An 18,749-nucleotide genomic window follows, 5' to 3' on the forward strand; every position below is an offset into this window, starting at 1 on the left:
TTTATGGGACACCGTTTGAGTAAAATTTACACACGTACAGGCGATGCGGGTACGACTGGTTTAGGTGATGGTTCTCGTGTTGCCAAAGATGATTTACGCATTGCAGCGCTCGGTGACGTCGATGAACTCAATGCTATTTTAGGTGTTTTAAGAGCACAGATAGCAAATTCCGACTCTACCGAAAAAGCAAAATGGGAAAAACATTTAAGTCTGATTCAACACTGGTTATTCGATTTGGGCGGTGAAGTTTGTATTCCTAATTACAACTTACTGCAAAGTACCAGTATTCAATATTTAGAAGATAGTATTGACCAAATGAATGAGCAGCTTCCAATGCTCAAAGAGTTCATTTTACCATCAGGTAGTTTGGCGTGTAGTTATGCGCATCAAGCTCGGGCTGTTTGTCGCCGTGCAGAACGCAGTTTAATTGCGGTACAACAACGTGATCAAAATATCCAAACCACGTCATTACAATTATTGAATCGTTTATCGGATTGGTTATTTGTAGCTTCTCGAACTTTACAGCGCGAAAGTGGTGGTTCAGAAGTACTTTGGCAACGTAATATTAATGACACGATTTAAATCTTGATCTAAATCCTTGCTATTTTCAGACAGGTAAAACATGCAAATTATTGGTCATCGTGGCGCACGTGGCGAAGCGCCTGAAAATACAATTGGTGGTTTTCAGTATTTAAGAGACTTGGGCATTCGTGCTGTAGAATTTGACATTCGCCAACTCAGCAATGATCAACTCGTGATTATTCATGATGATAATTTTTTGCGAACTACAGGTATTTCTGGTTCGGTATATGAGCAAGAGCTTGATTTACAAAAATTTGACCATCGTAAAAACTGGCAGAATTGGCCTCAAGCTGAATACACGCCAACTCTTGAACAAGTTTTAACATTGTTACACGATTTTGATCATATCGAAGTTGAAGTCAAAGCGGTCAACACTCAAGTAGATGCTGAAAAACTCACTCAAAGCTTAACTCAATATTTACAAGGCTTTGAGCAACAAGTCACCATCACCAGTTTTGATGAAAAAATTCTGCATTCTCTACAACAACAAAACAGCAAATTTAAACGCGGTTTTTTGATTGAAGAAGATATAAAGGCTCAAGCCATTGAAATAGCTCAAAAGCTAGGGTGCTGTCATATTGGCTGGATGGATCAATTGGCAACACATGAAATGCTAAAACTTTCGCAGCAAGCACAGTTAAATATCAGTGTTTGGACAGTCAATAATGTAGAACGTGCCAACCAACTCAGAGATGAAGGTGTACAAGGTTTAATTACAGATTATCCTAAGTTAATGTTAGAACAGCTTTAAGATATAATGCACATATAAATACAATACAAAATCATAAGATGCTCAGCCAATCAAAACTCATACTATGGCTTTGAATGGCTGAAAAAAACAAAATTTTAATCATTGGACAAAAGCCAGACGATATATGCATCATTTATCCAACATCGATTTAACTATTTTTTCTGCGCTTGTAATAAAATTTGTCCGTTTTGATCCAATAACAGGATTGCATTGCCCTGTAGTTTAAAGCGCTTAACACGCTGAAAGGCATCAATCAATTCAGCTTCTTGCGCCAATGCACCATCACAACTTTGATGACCAGCACGAATATCCATATCTAACTGTTGCAAAGCAAAGTTATAAGTATAGCGACCATAAATTGCATTACAGCCTGTACTTCCCTGTACGGTCTGTGATGTCGAATTCAACGTTAAAAAAGGCGTCTGACTAAAAAATTTGGCACGTTTTTGTTGAACAGACGTAATCTGCCAAGTCACATCCTGTATGCCATCACTACTTTTTCTTGTAGGCTGTGGCAATGCTTGTGGATGGTTATGAACATTTGAAGAACGTTTAACATTATTTTTTTGTACTGGTGTTGTTGTACTTTGACATGCTGCCAAACTCAAAACCACACTAAAAAACACTAAGTTGCGTAAAAAATTTCTCACAAAATGCCTACCCTTTTCATTGCATCGTTTATCTTTCATAAACATGATGGATCTTGCGATAAAATCAATAAACACATTGTTGAATTCTGTTACTGTTTTGCTCAATACACTTGTACAATATTGCTAGTGAACATGTGTTCGCTCATGTTAATATGTTCACTTCATAGCCCGTCATTTTAGTTATAATTTCAGGGTCAGATAGTATTATTTTAACCTTTGACAAAAAGGTTTCCAGGAGCGCTGATGGAGATGAATACTCCCGCAACTCAAGCCCCAATCAACTGGATTGCAATTTTTGCTTTAGTTTTTTTACCGATTGTCGCGGTTATTGCGATCCCACTTTATGCATACCACCATGATTTTAGTTTAGCATCATGGATCAGCATGTTTGTGTTATTAGGTATAAGCAGTCTAGGTATTACAGCTGGTTATCATCGCCTATGGGCACATCGTGCCTATGAAGCGACTCTACCTCTCAAAATTATCCTGATGATTATGGGAACTTTTGCGGTTCAAAACAGTATCCTTTTCTGGGCTTCTGGACATCGTACCCATCATCGCCATGTAGATGATATAGAGAAAGATCCATACTCCATCAAAAAAGGCTTCTGGTACGCGCATCTAGGTTGGATGTTACGTGATTATCCAGCAGCAGAACCTAATTTTAAAAATGCACCTGATTTATTAAATGATAAATTAGTGATGTTTCAACATAAATATTACGTTCCACTGGTTATCGCCGTTCATGCCGTGATTCTGGGCGCAGTTGGCTGGGCTGTCGGTGATGTTTGGGGTGTAATGTTATTAGGCGGCTTGGTTCGTTTGATTTTGAGCCATCATGTGACCTTCTTTATTAACTCACTTTGTCATATGTGGGGCAAACGTCCTTATACTGACGAAAATACAGCACGTGACAATTTCTGGCTTGCGATTGCCACATGGGGTGAGGGTTATCATAACTACCATCACATCTTCCAATACGATTACCGTAATGGCGTGAAATGGTGGCAATATGATCCAACTAAATGGTTGATCTGGTCATGTTCAAAACTGGGACTAGCCAAAAACTTGCGCCGCATACCAAGCTTTAACATTCAAAAAGCTGAGTTAGCGATGCGATTTAAATACGCAGAACAGGATTTGGCAATCTATGGTCATGATGTCAACAACGATCTTGCTCAGATGAAACAACGTATTGCGCAAGAATACGAAGCATTTACCCTTACACTTAATGATTGGGCAAAGCTTAAAGAGCAGGAACTACAAGCCAAAAAGGCAGCCATGGCAGAAAAAATCCATCAAATGGATCATAAGCTTAAAGTCGATTTTCAACTGCTTGAACATCGCCTGAGTCATCATCGTGAGTGTTTAGAAACCCTGATGCGCAATGTCAAAAAACGCAACCCTGTTTCTGAATAATTGATAATATTTTGATTTCACCATTAAAAAAGCCAATCTAAAATAGATTGGCTTTTTTATATGACTTCTTTTAATACCGCTGAACTAATTTCCTTGTATTAAGCGACGCGCACTAATAATCCCTGGTTGTTGCTCCAAACGTGCCAACAAACGTGATAATTGCGCCAATCCTTTGACTTCAATTAACAGTTTCATATTGGCAATCCCATCGGCTTCTGAGATGGTATTCACTTGACGGATATTGATCTGATCCGAAAAAATCACTTGTGTCAGATCTTTCAACAGACCACGACGATCATAAGCATCAATCACAATCTGAACACTCTGACCGCGTGTAGGTTGCATTTCCCAATCTGCTTCAACTGCACGTTCAGGCTCATTCTTAATCATGCGCAAATAATCTGGGCAAGCTACTTTATGAATGCTCACACCACGATTCAGCGTAATATAACCCCCAATAGATTCACCATGTACAGGTTGGCAGCATTGTGCGATATGCAGTTCAACATTATCCAAACCATCAATCAAAATTCCATGTGCAGACAAGGTATGACTAGCACGAGGATTTAATGTCGGTTTGAGTACCAGTTCAGGCTCGTCATTGTCCAAATGCATTTGACGATTGACCTGATTGATCAGTGCATGCAGACTAATGTCTCCACTAACCAATGCAACCAATATGTCATCACCTGTTTTAAGATTAAAGTGTGATGAATAGTCATTAAGATCAATGCTTTTTGGGTGAATCGCCAAGCGTGATAATTCTTTATTCAGAATTTCACGACCCACTTCCAGATTTTTACTGCGATCTTGCTGTCTAAACCAGTGACGCAACTTATCACGCGCACGTGATGTTTTAATATAACCCAGAGAGTTCACCAACCAGTCACGGTTTGGCTCACGATCTTTTTTGGTTAAAATCTCAACCTGCTCACCTGTTTTTAAGGCATAAGTCAGCGGTACATAACGCTGATTAACCCTTGCGGCATAACACTTGTTACCCACTTCGGTGTGTACATGATAAGCAAAGTCCAGAACCGTAGAACCACGCGGTAATTCCTTGATATCACCATCACGGCTAAACACATAAATCTTTTCAAAGTCTTCAAAGTTTTGAAGATCTTCTAAATTTTCTGATTCATCTTCATTTTTATGAACATTACTTTCATTACGTTCCTGATAATGCTCCAGAACAGCTCTTAAAGAATGCAAACGATGATTAAAAGAATGGTCTGTCGTTTTAGAGCCTTCTTTATAATTAAAGTGTGAACAAACGCCAAGCTCCGCTTCTTCATGCATTTCATAGGTACGAATTTGCACTTCTAGTGATTTGTTTTCAGCAATCACCGCGGTATGTAAGGAACGATAGCCATTGGCTTTAGGGTTAGTAATATAGTCATCAAACTGATGCGGAATATGCCGCCAAATTTGATGAACAATCCCTAAAGAGTGATAGCATTCAGGAATCGTTTTAACTAAAACACGTAAAGCGCGAATATCATACAATTGATCGAAACTTAAGTTTTTACTTTTCATTTTTCGATAAATTGAATAAATATGTTTTACTCGACCTGTGATTTCAGACTCAATGCCATGCTCACACAGCTCGGCTTTAAGCTTTTCGATCACAAACTGAATATATTGCTCACGCTCAAGTCTTTTTTCATTCAGCAAAGACGCAATTTCTTTATAGCGATCTGGAGCCAAATAGCGGAACGCGAGATCTTCGAGTTCCCATTTTAGTTGAGCAATTCCAAGACGGTGTGCCAAAGGCGAGTAAATCGTTAAAATTTCACGTGCGACACGCTCCTGACGCTCACGCGATGACGTCGCTAGTTCACGCAGTGCCAATGTACGCTCTGCCAGTTTAATCAGCACCACACGGACATCTTCTGTCACTGAAATCAGCATTTTATAAATGCCGCTTAAATGCTCACGTTGATTATTATTAAAATGATCTTCTAAGCGCTTATTTTTTTCGATGAGTTCAGATAATTTACCCATCGCCAAAGTACCCGTGACGAGGTTATAGACCTGATCTCCAAATTTCTTTTGAATTTCATCAAGCGTGATGACATTTTCACGGACACAACGGTACAGCATGGCTGCGCATAAAGTATCTTCATCGGCATGTAAATGTGCCAGAATATCTGCCATCCCAATTCCTGTAGAAAAGGTATTGGATGAATGATTGGTACTTAAAGCCAGTTCTTTTTGCAAAATAAGATAAGCGATATCTTCAAGCTTATTTAGCTCTGCCCCATCTAAAATATCACGAACACGATCTAGCCATGTTGCTAGTTCGCGCTGTGCTTCCTCGGCATGTTCCACAGTCGTTTCTTCTGACAGCTCTGTAAGCCGTTCAGGTAATTGTTCACGTACTGTGACCATACCATTCTCCTATGGTGATACTCATTTCTAATCGTTTATCTCTTTGATTTTTTCAAATAAAGCAATGGATTCGACATGTCCCGTATGGGTAAACATGTCCATCACTCCCGCCTTTTTTAATTGGTAACCATGCTCTGCCAGTACACTTGCATCCCTTGCCAATGTTGCTGGATTACATGATACATAAACGATTCTTTTTGCTCCAAAATTTGGGATATATTGCATAACTTCATATGCACCCGCACGTGGAGGATCTATTAATAATGCATCAAATCCCTGTTTTGCCCAAGAATGATGCGAAAAATCTTTTGTTAAATCTTGTGAATAGAACTCGACATACGAAATACCATTCTGCTTCGCATTCTCTGTTCCACGTTGTACCATTTCCTCGCTACCTTCTACGCCAACTACCCGACCCGTTGTTCCAACACAACGCGCTAGCGGTAACGTAAAGTTACCCAAACCACAGAATAAATCGAGCACATGCTCACCCTGCTTTAGCTGTAGCAATTCACATGCCAATTGTACCATCTGTTGGTTTACACTTGGGTTAACTTGCGTAAAATCCAGAGGAGAAAATGCAAAGTTTAAGTTAAATTCTGGCAAAGCATAATGCAAACGCATACGACCCTGTTTATCATCGATGCGTTTTAAACTCCCTGCAAAACTTTTGGGCTGTAAATAAAGCTGCCAACCCTTTTGTTTTACAAAATTAAGGAGCAAATCAACATCCTTATGCCCTAGTGGTTCCAGATGTCGAACCAAAAGTGCAATTTCATGATCACCCATCGCCAATTCTATATGACCAATACTGGCTTTGCCTTTTAGACTTTGGAGTAATTGTTTTATTTCTGGCAACGCTTCTGAAAGCTGACGCTCAAGAATCGGACATTCCTCAATAGCAGTCAGACGATTACTTTGATGTTCACGAAAGCCCATTATTAACTGCTTTTTGGCAGGCAAATAACGCACACCGATACGAGCGCGATGACGATAATCCTGCCGCGTTGAACGTAAAGGGCTTAACCACTGCATCGCGTCTAATCTGGCAAAATGTTGAAAATGTGACTTTAATACACCCTGCTTTACTTTGATCTGCTCATCAGAATCAATATGCTGCATGCTACAGCCGCCACAAATGCCATAATGTGGACAGATTGGATCTACTCGTAACGCAGAGGGTTCACTCAACAACTCAAGCATTTCCCCTTCTTCCAGACGTTTGGTTTCATGGGTAATTCTGGCTCGAACTGTCTCGCCAGGCAATGCATAGCGGATAAAGACTTTTTTACCTGTTTTTAATTCAGGATGTTCAGCAGCCGTACCAAAATGTGCTATACCGCGCCCTTCATGCGATAAGGATTCCACCTGAAACGTATAAACAGGAGGCTGAGTAGAAGCTTTGGCGGCGTGTTTCAAAGAGATAACCTAATGATTTGATAAGTTGGCTGATGAGTCGTGAAAATTTGTGGAAAAATAATGTTGAGTAAACTGAGTATGCTGAGAAGTTTGTTGCCAGACCTGTAAAAACTCAGTGTGTTGAGATTGTTGCTGTAAATACTGGATGGTCAACTGAATCCACTGTTCATGATCCTGAGCGAATAATTGACCTTTCAGCAACAACCAACGCAAATAAACCAGCCACGTATTTAGCACATCACCTTCACAATAACTGGTCAGTTTGAGCCATTGTTCGTTTTGAACATAACTAGGCACATGATAACCCGATTCTCCACGTTTACCGGGAAAGCCTAGTAATGAAGCAATATCATCTAGTTTCTGAAAATTTCGCCCATTAAACATTGCCATGACATCCATCACATCAATATGCCGATGATGATAACGATTCTGGTAGTTATTATAACGCTTTTGGGTATCCAACTCACCCTGATCAAATAAACTGGGTGCAGACAAACCATGATACATGGCACGAAACAAAATGACAGGCAAATCGAACTGTGAACCATTCCAACTGACTAAAGTCGGATGACGTTTATCAAAAATAGATAAAAACTTGGTTAACATTTCAGCTTCAGAATACTGCTCCTGACTAAAGGAAAATAACCTTAGGCCCTGCTCATCTATCCATAAACCAGAAATGCAGACAATTTCATGTAAGGGCAAACGCTGAAAATCCATGCCAGACTCCTGACGACGAATCTTGGTCAGCGCTTGTTCCAAATCATCATCTGGCAGATCCAAATGATATAAATGCGCCCCCGCCTTTAAATCGGTCAAGGTTTCAATGTCAAAAACCAGTGTCGGAAAGCGCATAATAATCTCTAAATAGTACTCGCTATAATGTTTATTCAGGATCCTGCACAGAGAACAGGCCTGTCGATAAATAGCGATCGCCACGATCACAAATAATGCAGACAATCACGGCATCAGGCTGTTCTTCTGCAATTTTCAAAGATGCCCAAACCGCACCACCCGATGACGTTCCTGCACTAATGCCTTCTTCACGCGCCAGACGACGCATGGTTTTTTCCGCTTCAATCTGAGGAATATCGATAATACGATCTACTCGTGATGCATCAAAAATTGTCGGCAAATATTCTTTCGGCCAGCGACGGATACCTGCAATACTAGACCCTTCAGAAGGTTGAAGACCAACAATCTGAATCTCTGGATTTTGTTCTTTTAAATATTTAGATACACCCATAATCGTACCAGTCGTGCCCATCGAACTGACAAAATGAGTAATTTTACCGCCTGTTTGTTCCCATATTTCTGGGCCAGTGGTTAAGTAATGTGCCTCAACATTATCAGGATTACCAAATTGATTTAAGACTAAACCCTGACCTTCTGCCTGCATTTGCAAAGCTAAATCACGTGCGCCTTCCATCCCTTGTTGCTGAGTCACTTCAATAAGTTCTGCACCATAAGCCAACATCGCATCTTTGCGTTCTTGGCTCATATTATTTGGCATGATCAATTTCATTTTATAGCCGCGCATCGCTGCAACCATCGCCAGTGCAATACCTGTATTTCCACTGGTGGCTTCAATCAAGGTGTCACCCGGTTTGATTTCACCACGTTTTTCGGCCTGCATAATCATATTGTAGGCTGGACGGTCTTTTACAGATCCTGCTGGATTATTGCCCTCGAGTTTTGCCAATACCGTCGTTCGACCATTCTTGGCTAAACGCTGTAAACGCACTAGAGGGGTTTTACCGACATAGTGATCCAGCAAAAATTCATCGGCAAAAAAATTAGGTTCTGTATTACTCATGATCTACACCTAAATCGAAGTGCGGCTATTGTATGAAAAAATGACATGCCCTGCACCCATTTCGCAGGCTTTTTCTTGAAAATGCTTAAAGCCTCATCAGTTTGTTACAAAGCATGTTAATATGCCGTTCAACGAGATAGATCTGATCGGGCTATGTCAAATTTTAATAAAAAACTCTCCAAACGTTTACACCTCAATCATGCCTATGGTCAGTTGATTGCGTTGATCTTTGTCCCGATCATGGTTTTAACAAGCGTTGGGACAGTGTTGGTACTTAACGAAACTAACACGTCTGCCAAGTCTCAACAGCGTCACGCTGCGGCGGCATTGCTCACACGCTATCAGCATACCTCTGAAAATTTACTCAAAGTGGTCGAATTACGTCCAGATCAATACGATCATGCGCAAGCCATTATGCAGAGCATGTTTGCTGAACATAATTTACAACGCGCAGCGATTTTAGATAATCAGGGTCAGGTTTATTTAAGTATTGGTTATCGTGATACCCGTTTTTGGCCGAAAATTCCCAATCTGGTTTTTTTTGGTCCAATTCAGCATAACAACAACAATATTTATGGTTTAAGTATTCAAAGTAGCAACAACACACCAAAGTGGCTTGTGGTTGAAATGGATAATCAGCCTTTGCAACTGGCACGTTATCGAGTATTCACGGTTTTAGTCATTACAGGTCTGATTACCCTGCTATTGCTCTTGCTATGTCTCAATTTTTACTCGCGACGCTGGATTGCTCCGATGTATGAAATTCGGATGCAATTACAACGCCTCAATGCCGATACTCTTGACCAGCATATGATCATTAACAGTACAGGGGAATTGCGACTGTTACAGCGTGATATTGCAAATATGGTGAAACGTCTGCATTTCAGCTTTCTCGAACTTAAAGAACATACTGAACAAACCGAAGATGATTTAAGACGTACACTCGATACACTTGAAGTCCAAAATATTACCTATCGTCAAGCACGTGACCAAGCGATTTCTGCCAATCAGGCCAAATCAGTTTTTCTCGCCAATATCAGCCATGAACTACGAACACCACTTAATAGCATTGATGGTTTTATCCATTTGATGTTGCGTCAGCAAAATCTGAGTAATGAGCAAAGCCTTTATTTACAAACCATTCGTAAATCATCTGCGCACCTATTGGCATTGATTAATGATGTACTAGATTTCTCAAAAATTGATGCAGGCAAGCTTGAGCTTGAAACGGCTTCATTTGATCTGGAAGAAGCCATTTTTGATGTGATGGATATGTTGTCACCTCTAGCAGCGCAAAAACATATCGACATGGCTTTTTATTTCGATGACCTGATTCCACCGCAGGTTATTGGTGATGTGCTGCGTTTTAAACAAATTCTGACCAATCTGATTTCCAATGCCATCAAATTCACACCAGATGGTGAGATCATTGTTCGTGTTCGTATGGAACAGGATGATATTGGACAATGCTTAATTCATTTTAGCGTGCAGGACAGTGGGATTGGTTTAAGCGGAACGGATCGTAAAAAGTTATTTGAATCTTTCTCTCAAGGCGATGCTTCCGTCACACGCCAGTTTGGCGGAACAGGTCTGGGCTTGGCGATTTCCAAACAACTTGTACATCTGATGCATGGACAAATCGGTTTTGAAGACAATCAGGAACGTGCACCGACAGAAAAAGGTTCGACTTTCTGGTTTACTGCTTTATTTCAGGTGGATGAAGATCACCAAATTGCACATCCTCAATTTAAACATCTACATGTGGTTTCTTTTCTGGCACACCCTGCAACCGCTAATATTCTACGTCATTATCTTGAAAATTATCAAGTTCAGCATACCGAAGCACAATCTATTCTGGATCTATTTAGTCGCTTGAACAGCCTAAAAACCGCAGATAATACGTGGTTGATTGTGGATCATAGCGGTGACACGGAAGCCTTGCTCAAAGAAATCCGCAGCCGTTATACAGGGAATTTAGCGGTATATGGTTATCAGATGGCACTTGAACCAAATATGCTGCATGAGTATCGGGCAAGGCCACTGTATCAGCCATTAAGTCGTGCTGCGCTGATTCAACTCCTTAGTAATCAGCCTATTTTTGAACCTGAGCACGAGCAATTTAATGGACAAGGTTTACATGTATTAGCGGTGGATGACCATTTACCAAATCTGATTGTACTGGAAGCCTTGTTGGGTGAACTTAATGTCAAAACGACCAAAGCGCTTAGTGGTCAAGAAGCATTGAGTATTATTGAAAACCGTCTGGAACGAGATAAAAAACCATTCGATATTGTGTTTATGGATATTCAAATGCCAGTGATGTCGGGAATTGATACCACGCGCGCCATACGCTCACTAGAATCAACATTAGATGGAAAAATGCGTTTACCGATTATTGCTTTAACCGCACACGCACTATCGGATGAAAAACAAAAATTACTGAAAGTCGGGATGGATGATTATGTCACTAAACCGATTCAGATTGAACAAATTATTCAAATCCTGAATGAATGGACTAAAAATAATTTTGCAAGCAATACCAGACCTGAAAACACCATTTTGATGGATGCGCTTGATCCCACAATTTTAGATTGGCAGCAAAGCTTGCAACTTGCAGCCAATAAAGAAGATCTGGCACAAGATTTACTTAGAATGCTCGTAGATAGCTTTGATACTGAACTCAATGAAATGCAACAGTTGATCGAACTGGAAGACTTCCCGCAACTGGAACATGTGTTGCATCGTCTTTATGGTGCAACTCGCTATGTAGGAACGCCTAAATTACAACATGTGACTGGCGATTTTGAACAATTCGTTTCAACCTTGAGAAAAGAACGCCGTCGTGCAGATGACACTTTCATTCAAAATGTTTCAGACCGCTTTGAAGAACTTCAACTCAGTATTCGTGAAGTTGAGAGTGCAGCACAGCAAATTCTAAACACTGCATCCTAGTACAAAGTATCTTCACGTGACTGAGCTGTCATTTATCCACATTCAGCTCATGTTATGCTGCATGCATAGATAAAAAGTCAAAGGAATACACATGGCACTTCTCAATGTCAGCAATCAAAATGGTATCGTCACAGTTCGTCTGAATCGACCAGAAAAGCGTAATGCCATGAGCTTTGCTTTACTACATGAACTAGTAAGTACTGCAAAAAAAATTGAAAAAGACCGTCGTGTACGTTGTGTCATTCTAACAGGCGAAGCACAAGTCTTTAGCGCAGGCATTGATCTGGCTGACTTAAATGCGCCTAAAAACAGCCTATACGCAGCATGGGAATTGCTAAAACCCGGACAAAGCCTCTTTCAAAAAGCCTTTTTAGTATGGCAGAACCTACCTGTTCCTGTTATTGCCGCAATCGAAGGTTATTGCTTTGGGGCAGGCATGCAACTTGCTCTCGCCGCAGATATCCGTATTGCACAGCCAGAAACCAAAATGTCCATTATGGAAAGTCGCTGGGGGCTTGTTCCAGATATGGGTTTAACCCGTACCATTAAAGGTTTGGTCGGCATAGATTTAGCAAAAGAATTAACCCTGACCGCACGTATTTTTGATGCAGATTATGCCAAAGAAATTGGTTTGGTTACCCATCTTTCTGAAAACCCACTTGAACGTGCAAATCAGTTAGCACTTGAACTATTACAGCGTTCTCCTGACGCATTAACGGCAGCAAAACGGGTTTTAGATGCGATGGAACACGAACCCCAAAAAGCACTACGCTTGGAAAAACTTTGGCAGCTTAAACTTATTCTCGGCAAAAATAGCCGTTTGGCACGTAAAAAAGACAAACATCCTGAAACTGAATTTTTGCCGCGCCAATACAAATAGATTGATATAAATATCGATAAGGAAGCCAATATGAGAGTTGATGTAAATACGCCAATTGCTTTTTTAGGTATGGGCTTAATGGGCAGCCGCATGGCAACCCGTTTAGTGCAAGCAGGTTTTAATGTTGCTGTTTGGAACCGCACATACACAGCGTGTGAACCATTAGTTGCAATGGGTGCTACATCGTTACAACTTAAAAATATTGGCGATTATCCTGTCATCTTGACCTGTCTGGCTGATGATCATGCGGTGAGTCATGTATTTGAGCAAATTAAAGCTTATTTAAAACCAGACCAGATCATTGTTGATTTTTCCAGTTTGTCTGTAGAAACGACCTTAGACCTTGCCAAGCAAACCACTCAGCAACAAGGATATTGGATTGACTCCCCTGTTTCTGGTGGCACAGTTGGCGCAGAACAAGGAGCACTGGTCATTTTTGCAGGTGGCAATGCACAAATTATTGAAACACTAGCTCCGATTTATCAGGTACTTGCACAACGTGTTACCCGCATGGGTGAAAATGGTACAGGACAAGCCACCAAAATTTGCAATCAATTGATCGTTGCTGCAAATAGTGCATTAATTGCAGAAGCCATTGCTTTAGCAGACCAAGCAGGTGTAGATACCACGTTACTGGCTCCCGCTTTGGCAGGCGGCTTTGCAGACTCAAAACCTTTTCAGATATTAGCACCGCGCATGGCGACGCATAACTTTGAACCTGTCCAATGGAAAGTACAAACTTTATCGAAAGACTTAAACAACGCAGTACAATTGGCGAAAAATTTTAACCTAAACATTCCTGTTGCCAACAAAGCTTTAGATCAGTTACAAGCGCACCAACAAAAGGGCTTTGCCGAGCAAGATTTAGCGACTATGATCAAACAGATAGAAAATAAATCTTAAAGGATGAAGATCATGAGTCAGTTAGCAGTGAATCTTTCCCTTATTTTTACTGAAGTTCCTTTAATTGAACGTTTTGCCTTGGCACGCCAACATGGTTTTGCACACGTGGAAATTCAGTTTCCTTACGAACTCAGTATTCACCAGATTCGAGATCAACTTGAACAGCATCATTTAAGTCTTTGCCTGATTAATGTCCCTACGGGCGATCTAATGCAAGGTGGTAATGGACTAGCGGGCGTTCCTGGTAAAGAAATTGAGTTTCACCAAGCACTTGAACAAGCGATTCAATATGCCAGTGCATTGAATGTACCACGAATTAATATTTTGGCAGGAAAGCAGCCTCATGATGCAGACTTATTACCTTGTTTAAACACACTGGCCAGCAACTTAAAACTGGTGTGTCACCTGATGACTGAACATGGTATTGAACCTGTATTTGAAATGATTAATGGCACTGATATGCCGCGCTTTTTAGTTCAAAATATTGCACAGGCTCAAGAAATGCTTGAAGCAGTTCAACACCCTGCTTTAAAAATGCAATATGACTGTTATCACATGGCGATGATGGGCGAAGATGTACTGGAAGGTTTAAAAGAAAATATTGACCAGATTGGACATATTCAGTTTGCAGATTGTCCCGGTCGGCATGAACCCGATACCGCTCAATTGAACTTTGCTCACATTTTTCAGTGGCTACAGCAAAGTAACTATACAGGATACATTGCAGCGGAATATAAACCTCAGCAAAGCTCCGCACAATCGTTCGAATGGAAAAATAAATATTTTTCTGATGACGTAAATACATAATGTGTTACAGCGAAGGTTTGAAATTTAGTCAAAACTTCGCTATATTAGACCATGAGTAATTGTCAGGAAATTATACCCTTTATGAATTTAGAACCATCGCCCAGCGCTTCTAATTCTCACGATCTCGCAATGAATTCAACGCCGCATAATGTAGAGACTTGCCTAAAAGTTGTACATAATGCCCTTATCGATGTAAAAGCAAAAGATATTTTAGAACTTGATGTTAGCAGCATTAGTAATGTTGCTGACGCGATTGTTATTGCCAGTGGCACTTCAACCCGCCATGTAAAAGCCCTTGCTGACAACGTTGCCGACGAAGCACGTAAAGCTGGGTTTCGCCCGATTGGTATTGAAGGCGAACGTGATGCCGAATGGATCCTGATTGATCTAGGCTTTGTTGTTGTTCATGTCATGTTACCTACTGCACGTAAGTTTTACGACTTAGAAAGCTTATGGCGTAATGCTCCAGAGGCAACCGCCTAAAATTATAAGAGCAAAAAAAGCGGCCTAAATGGTCGCTTTTTCATTTTAAAGCCAATCTTTTATCGAACATTTTAGGATTTACTTAATCATGGTTTAAAAAGAACTACAAAATAATATTAAAAAAACCAACATATAGATTAAACTAGATCCACTTTTATACTTTACTTTCAAATTAATTTTATAATTTAGACCAAAGGCATCCTCATGGCTGTTCAACAACTTATTAAACGCCTTTCTATCAGTTTGTGTCTCACCTGCATTAGCACAGGTTTATTGGCTTCGCCTGCGAAACTCAGTACAGTCAAGGAACTTATGCAGGTCAGTTAGATTGAATATTTATTACGTCAATCACTCACAGAGTTAGAGCCTTATTATAATAAACAGGCAGAGCAAATTATTTTAAATACAACGGGTTCGCAAACACTAAATAGTAAAGAGAAACAAGCTGCAACCCAGTTGAGCCAACTTTTAAAAGAGTCAAGCAATCAAATCATTACTAATCCTAAAACTCAGCAGGTGATTCAAGATATTTACTTGAAAACTTACAGCGAAGAAGAGTTACAAGCGAGTATTAAATTTCTCAAAACGCCTGAAGGTCAATCCATTACTCGTAAAAATGCCAAAATGATGGGTGAGTTGTCTACCTATATGATGCAACTAGGCCAAGAAATGTTTAATGATGATCAAACACGCGAAAATTTTCAGGAAAAAATGATGGCTATTATTGCCCCTCTTATTGTCGAAAAAAATAAGAATCAAGAAAAACCGTAATTTATCATCAATTTTCAAAGCTTCCTTTAAGCGCTATAAATGCAAATTCGGCTGTAGCGATATATATAACCCTTCAGCCGAACAGATTTACCATGTCATTGGATTCCAGATTTTAAATGGCTTAACCAATAATACATCTGATTTTTCATCATATTTTGCAGGTTTTAGCTCTTGAGGTTTATGTCGAATCTTGCCTGAAGTATCTTGTGCTACAAAGTTGTAGCTCGATGATTTCAAACGAGTAAATGCAATTTCATTACGCCCCATTTTTTCCTGCATAATCAAAAATGGCCCTGTGCGTTCTTTACGTGCAGGATTTTCCTCATCATATTTCAAATAATAGCTTTGTCCTGCACCTACCGTCATATCGATATATTTGGGTTCTTGAAAATGAAATACAGTTAAAGGCCTACTGGTAGAAATACGATATGTACCCGCAGGTAATTCCAACCAATAATAATGATTATTTAATAAACTCGGAATACGCTTACCATTAATAAAAATATTGGCAGCAGCAATTTCCTGTTGATTCCAACGTGAGTCTGGGCGATATAAATACACGACGGCAGCTTGGGGATTTTGTGGTTGAATCGGCTGGAAATATTGTCCTAGTTTTTGGTTAACCCAACCACCGACAGAAAACCCACCCACATGATATTGATCCAATATTCCTGGTTCTTGATGAATATCTACTTTTGGTAAAGTCGATGTTAAAGTTTCAGGCTCAGCTTTTAACTGAGATGAACTATGGCAACCAGCCAAAACCCCGACACAACATATTGATAATAATAAATAACGCATGATATCCCTCAAGGCGTTTTATTTCATTTATTTTTACGGCGCAAAACTATGCGTATTTCGCCTCAAGATTAACACCTCACTTCATATTTGCAAATAAAAAAGCATGAAATGCCTGAGCAGATCATGCTTTTTCAGATAAGTGTCAGATGACTGAACTTATGCAGATTTAGAATCAACCACTTTTAAATCAACATGATCGACAGCATCATGATTTTTTTGCGGGATACGCTCCTTTTGATAAAGTGGTTGCGCTCCCTCTGTAATCACCGCTTCATTGATAATCACAGTCCCGACATCATCACGGCTTGGCAGATCATACATGGTTTCAAGCAAAACATTTTCCAGAATTGAGCGTAGACCACGCGCACCTGTATTCCGCTCTAGTGCTTTTTTTGCTACTGCACGTAATGCTGCATCTTCAAATACCAGATCAACATCTTCCATGTTAAACAGGTATTGATACTGTCGAGTCAATGCATTTTTTGGTTCAGTCAAAATCTGCATCAAGGCTGCTTCATCAAGTTCTTCAAGCGTCGCAATAACAGGCAAACGACCAATAAACTCTGGAATTAAACCGAATTTCACTAAATCAGTAGGTTCAACTTGACGGAACAATTCAGCCAGTTTTTTGCTTTGGTCTTTATTTTTGACTTCTGCATTAAAACCAATGCCACCTTTTTCCTGACGTTGCTGCACAATTTTTTCAAGTCCAGAAAAAGCACCACCACAAATAAACAGGATATTCGACGTATCGATTTGAATAAATTCCTGCTGTGGATGCTTACGTCCTCCCTGAGGAGGAATCGAGGCAACTGTACCTTCAATCATTTTTAGCAATGCCTGCTGAACCCCTTCACCCGATACATCACGAGTAATGGATGGATTTTCAGACTTGCGAGTAATTTTATCGATTTCATCGATATAGATAATGCCTTTTTGTGCTTTTTCTACATCATAATCTGCTTTTTGCAAAAGCTTTTGCACAATATTTTCAACATCTTCACCCACATAACCTGCTTCGGTTAGTGTCGTTGCATCTGCCATAGCAAATGGCACATCCAATAAACGTGCTAATGTCTGTGCAAGCAAGGTCTTACCTGAGCCTGTTGGCCCAATCAGTAGAATATTACTTTTGGCAATTTCAATATCTTGATTGGCTTTATGTCCAGACTGCCCTACTTTCAGGCGTTTGTAATGGTTATAAACCGCTACAGATAAGGTTTTTTTCGCAATATCCTGACCAATCACATATTGATCCAAAGCCTTACGAATCTCTTGCGGTTTAGGCAGCTCACGACTTGCCCAATCCCCAGCCTCAACTTGCTGACTGGTTTGAACAAGGTCTAGGCACACGTCCACACATTCATTACAGATATATGCGTCCTCGCCTGCAATCAGTTTCCCGACTTCAGACTGCGTTTTACCGCAAAATGAACAATGTTTTTGTCCTTGAGGATGTTCGGACATAATTACTCCAACTTAAATCTTAACTTTTAGGGACGTTTAGATAAAACCTGATCCACTAAACCATATTCTTTCGCTGCTTGTGCTGTCATGAAATTATCACGATCAGTGTCACGGGCAACTGTTTCATAGTCTTGACCACTATGCTCTGCCATTAGGCGATTCAAACGCTCTTTAATAAATAAAATTTCACGCGCATGAATCTCGATATCAGAAGCCTGACCACGGAAACCACCTAATGGTTGGTGAATCATAACACGAGCATTTTCAAGGCAATAACGTTTACCCTTAGCACCAGCATTGAGTAAAAATGCACCCATAGATGCCGCTTGACCCATACAATAAGTCACTACATCTGGCTTAATAAACTGCATGGTATCGTAAATTGCCATACCTGCAGTCACTGAACCACCTGGTGAATTAATATAGAGGTGTATATCTTTATCTGGGTTCTCTGCTTCTAAAAACAACATCTGAGCGACAATTAAATTCGCCATGTTGTCTTCAACTTCACCCGTTAGGAAAATTACACGTTCGCGTAACAGACGTGAAAAAATATCAAAAGAACGTTCACCACGTGAAGACTGTTCAACCACTACAGGAACTAAAGCATTTTCAATTGTTGGAACATACATACGATTATTTATTCCTAAATTTTTG

General features: G+C 40.1%; 16 protein-coding genes and 1 pseudogene. 9 read left to right on the top strand and 8 right to left on the bottom strand.

The genetic code is table 11. From position 1 onward, the window contains the following. The first annotated feature begins 3 nt into the window (after positions 1–3). Together A7A69_RS03145 and A7A69_RS03150 are read left to right on the top strand one after the other, a co-directional pair. Positions 4–582 carry a cob(I)yrinic acid a,c-diamide adenosyltransferase gene (locus A7A69_RS03145; RefSeq protein ID WP_152876277.1) on the top strand — a complete coding sequence of 193 codons (579 nt, stop codon included), beginning with the start codon at positions 4–6 and terminating at the stop codon, positions 580–582. A 40-nt stretch (positions 583–622) separates the two neighbouring features. Next, the gene (locus tag A7A69_RS03150) at positions 623–1,333 is read left to right on the top strand and encodes a glycerophosphodiester phosphodiesterase (protein ID WP_152876278.1); all 711 of its coding nucleotides are present in this window, start codon (positions 623–625) and stop codon (positions 1,331–1,333) included. Positions 1,334–1,485: 152 nt separating this feature from the next. Here A7A69_RS03150 and A7A69_RS03155 read toward each other — a convergent pair whose 3' ends face one another. After that, a complete protein-coding gene (locus A7A69_RS03155; RefSeq protein ID WP_338325116.1) occupies positions 1,486–1,983 on the bottom strand; it encodes an META domain-containing protein in 498 nt (165 codons plus the stop codon). Positions 1,984–2,232: 249 nt separating this feature from the next. Here A7A69_RS03155 and A7A69_RS03160 point away from each other — a divergent pair, with 249 nt between their 5' ends. Continuing rightward, positions 2,233–3,402 (top strand): acyl-CoA desaturase, encoded by a 1,170-nt coding sequence (locus tag A7A69_RS03160; protein WP_151980374.1) that lies wholly within the window; start codon positions 2,233–2,235, stop codon positions 3,400–3,402. Positions 3,403–3,486: 84 nt separating this feature from the next. Here the strand turns inward: A7A69_RS03160 and A7A69_RS03165 are convergent, their stop codons facing one another. Genes A7A69_RS03165 through cysM form a run of 4 tightly spaced genes read right to left on the bottom strand, consistent with a single transcriptional unit; the run spans position 3,487 to position 9,028 of the window. Beyond that, a complete protein-coding gene (locus A7A69_RS03165; RefSeq protein WP_120369682.1) occupies positions 3,487–5,793 on the bottom strand; it encodes a RelA/SpoT family protein in 2,307 nt (768 codons plus the stop codon). 27 nt (positions 5,794–5,820) lie between these two features. After that, positions 5,821–7,212: a 23S rRNA (uracil(1939)-C(5))-methyltransferase RlmD gene (rlmD, locus tag A7A69_RS03170; protein ID WP_151980376.1), complete on the bottom strand. Its 1,392-nt coding sequence runs from the start codon at positions 7,210–7,212 to the stop codon at positions 5,821–5,823. A 9-nt stretch (positions 7,213–7,221) separates the two neighbouring features. Next, positions 7,222–8,067 (bottom strand): 3'-5' exonuclease, encoded by an 846-nt coding sequence (locus tag A7A69_RS03175; protein ID WP_152876279.1) that lies wholly within the window; start codon positions 8,065–8,067, stop codon positions 7,222–7,224. A 31-nt stretch (positions 8,068–8,098) separates the two neighbouring features. Next, complete coding sequence (gene cysM / locus A7A69_RS03180) at positions 8,099–9,028, bottom strand: cysteine synthase CysM (RefSeq protein WP_120369685.1); 930 nt, start codon at positions 9,026–9,028, stop codon at positions 8,099–8,101. Positions 9,029–9,181: 153 nt separating this feature from the next. Here cysM and A7A69_RS03185 point away from each other — a divergent pair, with 153 nt between their 5' ends. The 6 genes and pseudogenes from A7A69_RS03185 (at position 9,182) to A7A69_RS03210 (ending at position 15,824) form a co-directional block, all read left to right on the top strand. Beyond that, positions 9,182–11,980, top strand: a complete 2,799-nt coding sequence (locus A7A69_RS03185) for a GacS-like sensor histidine kinase (protein ID WP_120369686.1) — start codon at positions 9,182–9,184, stop codon at positions 11,978–11,980. 91 nt (positions 11,981–12,071) lie between these two features. Then, a complete protein-coding gene (locus tag A7A69_RS03190) occupies positions 12,072–12,860 on the top strand; it encodes a crotonase/enoyl-CoA hydratase family protein (protein ID WP_152876280.1) in 789 nt (262 codons plus the stop codon). A 30-nt stretch (positions 12,861–12,890) separates the two neighbouring features. Further along, complete coding sequence (locus A7A69_RS03195; RefSeq protein WP_152876281.1) at positions 12,891–13,763, top strand: NAD(P)-dependent oxidoreductase; 873 nt, start codon at positions 12,891–12,893, stop codon at positions 13,761–13,763. 12 nt (positions 13,764–13,775) lie between these two features. Further along, positions 13,776–14,570, top strand: coding sequence for a hydroxypyruvate isomerase family protein (locus A7A69_RS03200; protein ID WP_152876282.1), 795 nt, complete (start codon positions 13,776–13,778; stop codon positions 14,568–14,570). Positions 14,571–14,651: 81 nt separating this feature from the next. Next, entirely contained in the window at positions 14,652–15,053 is a 402-nt protein-coding gene (gene rsfS / locus A7A69_RS03205) for a ribosome silencing factor (RefSeq protein WP_151980500.1), read from the top strand. 204 nt (positions 15,054–15,257) lie between these two features. After that, a pseudogene (locus A7A69_RS03210) lies at positions 15,258–15,824 on the top strand (DUF2059 domain-containing protein). 87 nt (positions 15,825–15,911) lie between these two features. Here A7A69_RS03210 and A7A69_RS03215 read toward each other — a convergent pair. The 3 genes from A7A69_RS03215 to clpP all read right to left on the bottom strand — a co-directional run bounded on the left by A7A69_RS03215 (position 15,912) and on the right by clpP (position 18,724). Continuing rightward, positions 15,912–16,625 carry a DUF2846 domain-containing protein gene (locus tag A7A69_RS03215; protein WP_151980382.1) on the bottom strand — a complete coding sequence of 238 codons (714 nt, stop codon included), beginning with the start codon at positions 16,623–16,625 and terminating at the stop codon, positions 15,912–15,914. A 156-nt stretch (positions 16,626–16,781) separates the two neighbouring features. Continuing rightward, complete coding sequence (clpX, locus tag A7A69_RS03220; RefSeq protein WP_120369693.1) at positions 16,782–18,092, bottom strand: ATP-dependent Clp protease ATP-binding subunit ClpX; 1,311 nt, start codon at positions 18,090–18,092, stop codon at positions 16,782–16,784. Positions 18,093–18,118: 26 nt separating this feature from the next. Then, positions 18,119–18,724, bottom strand: a complete 606-nt coding sequence (gene clpP / locus A7A69_RS03225) for an ATP-dependent Clp endopeptidase proteolytic subunit ClpP (protein ID WP_004991313.1) — start codon at positions 18,722–18,724, stop codon at positions 18,119–18,121. Between the last annotated feature and the right edge of the window lie 25 nt (positions 18,725–18,749).

It is taken from the genome of Acinetobacter guerrae (assembly GCF_009372255.1).
In the GTDB taxonomy this organism is placed as follows: domain Bacteria; phylum Pseudomonadota; class Gammaproteobacteria; order Pseudomonadales; family Moraxellaceae; genus Acinetobacter; species Acinetobacter guerrae.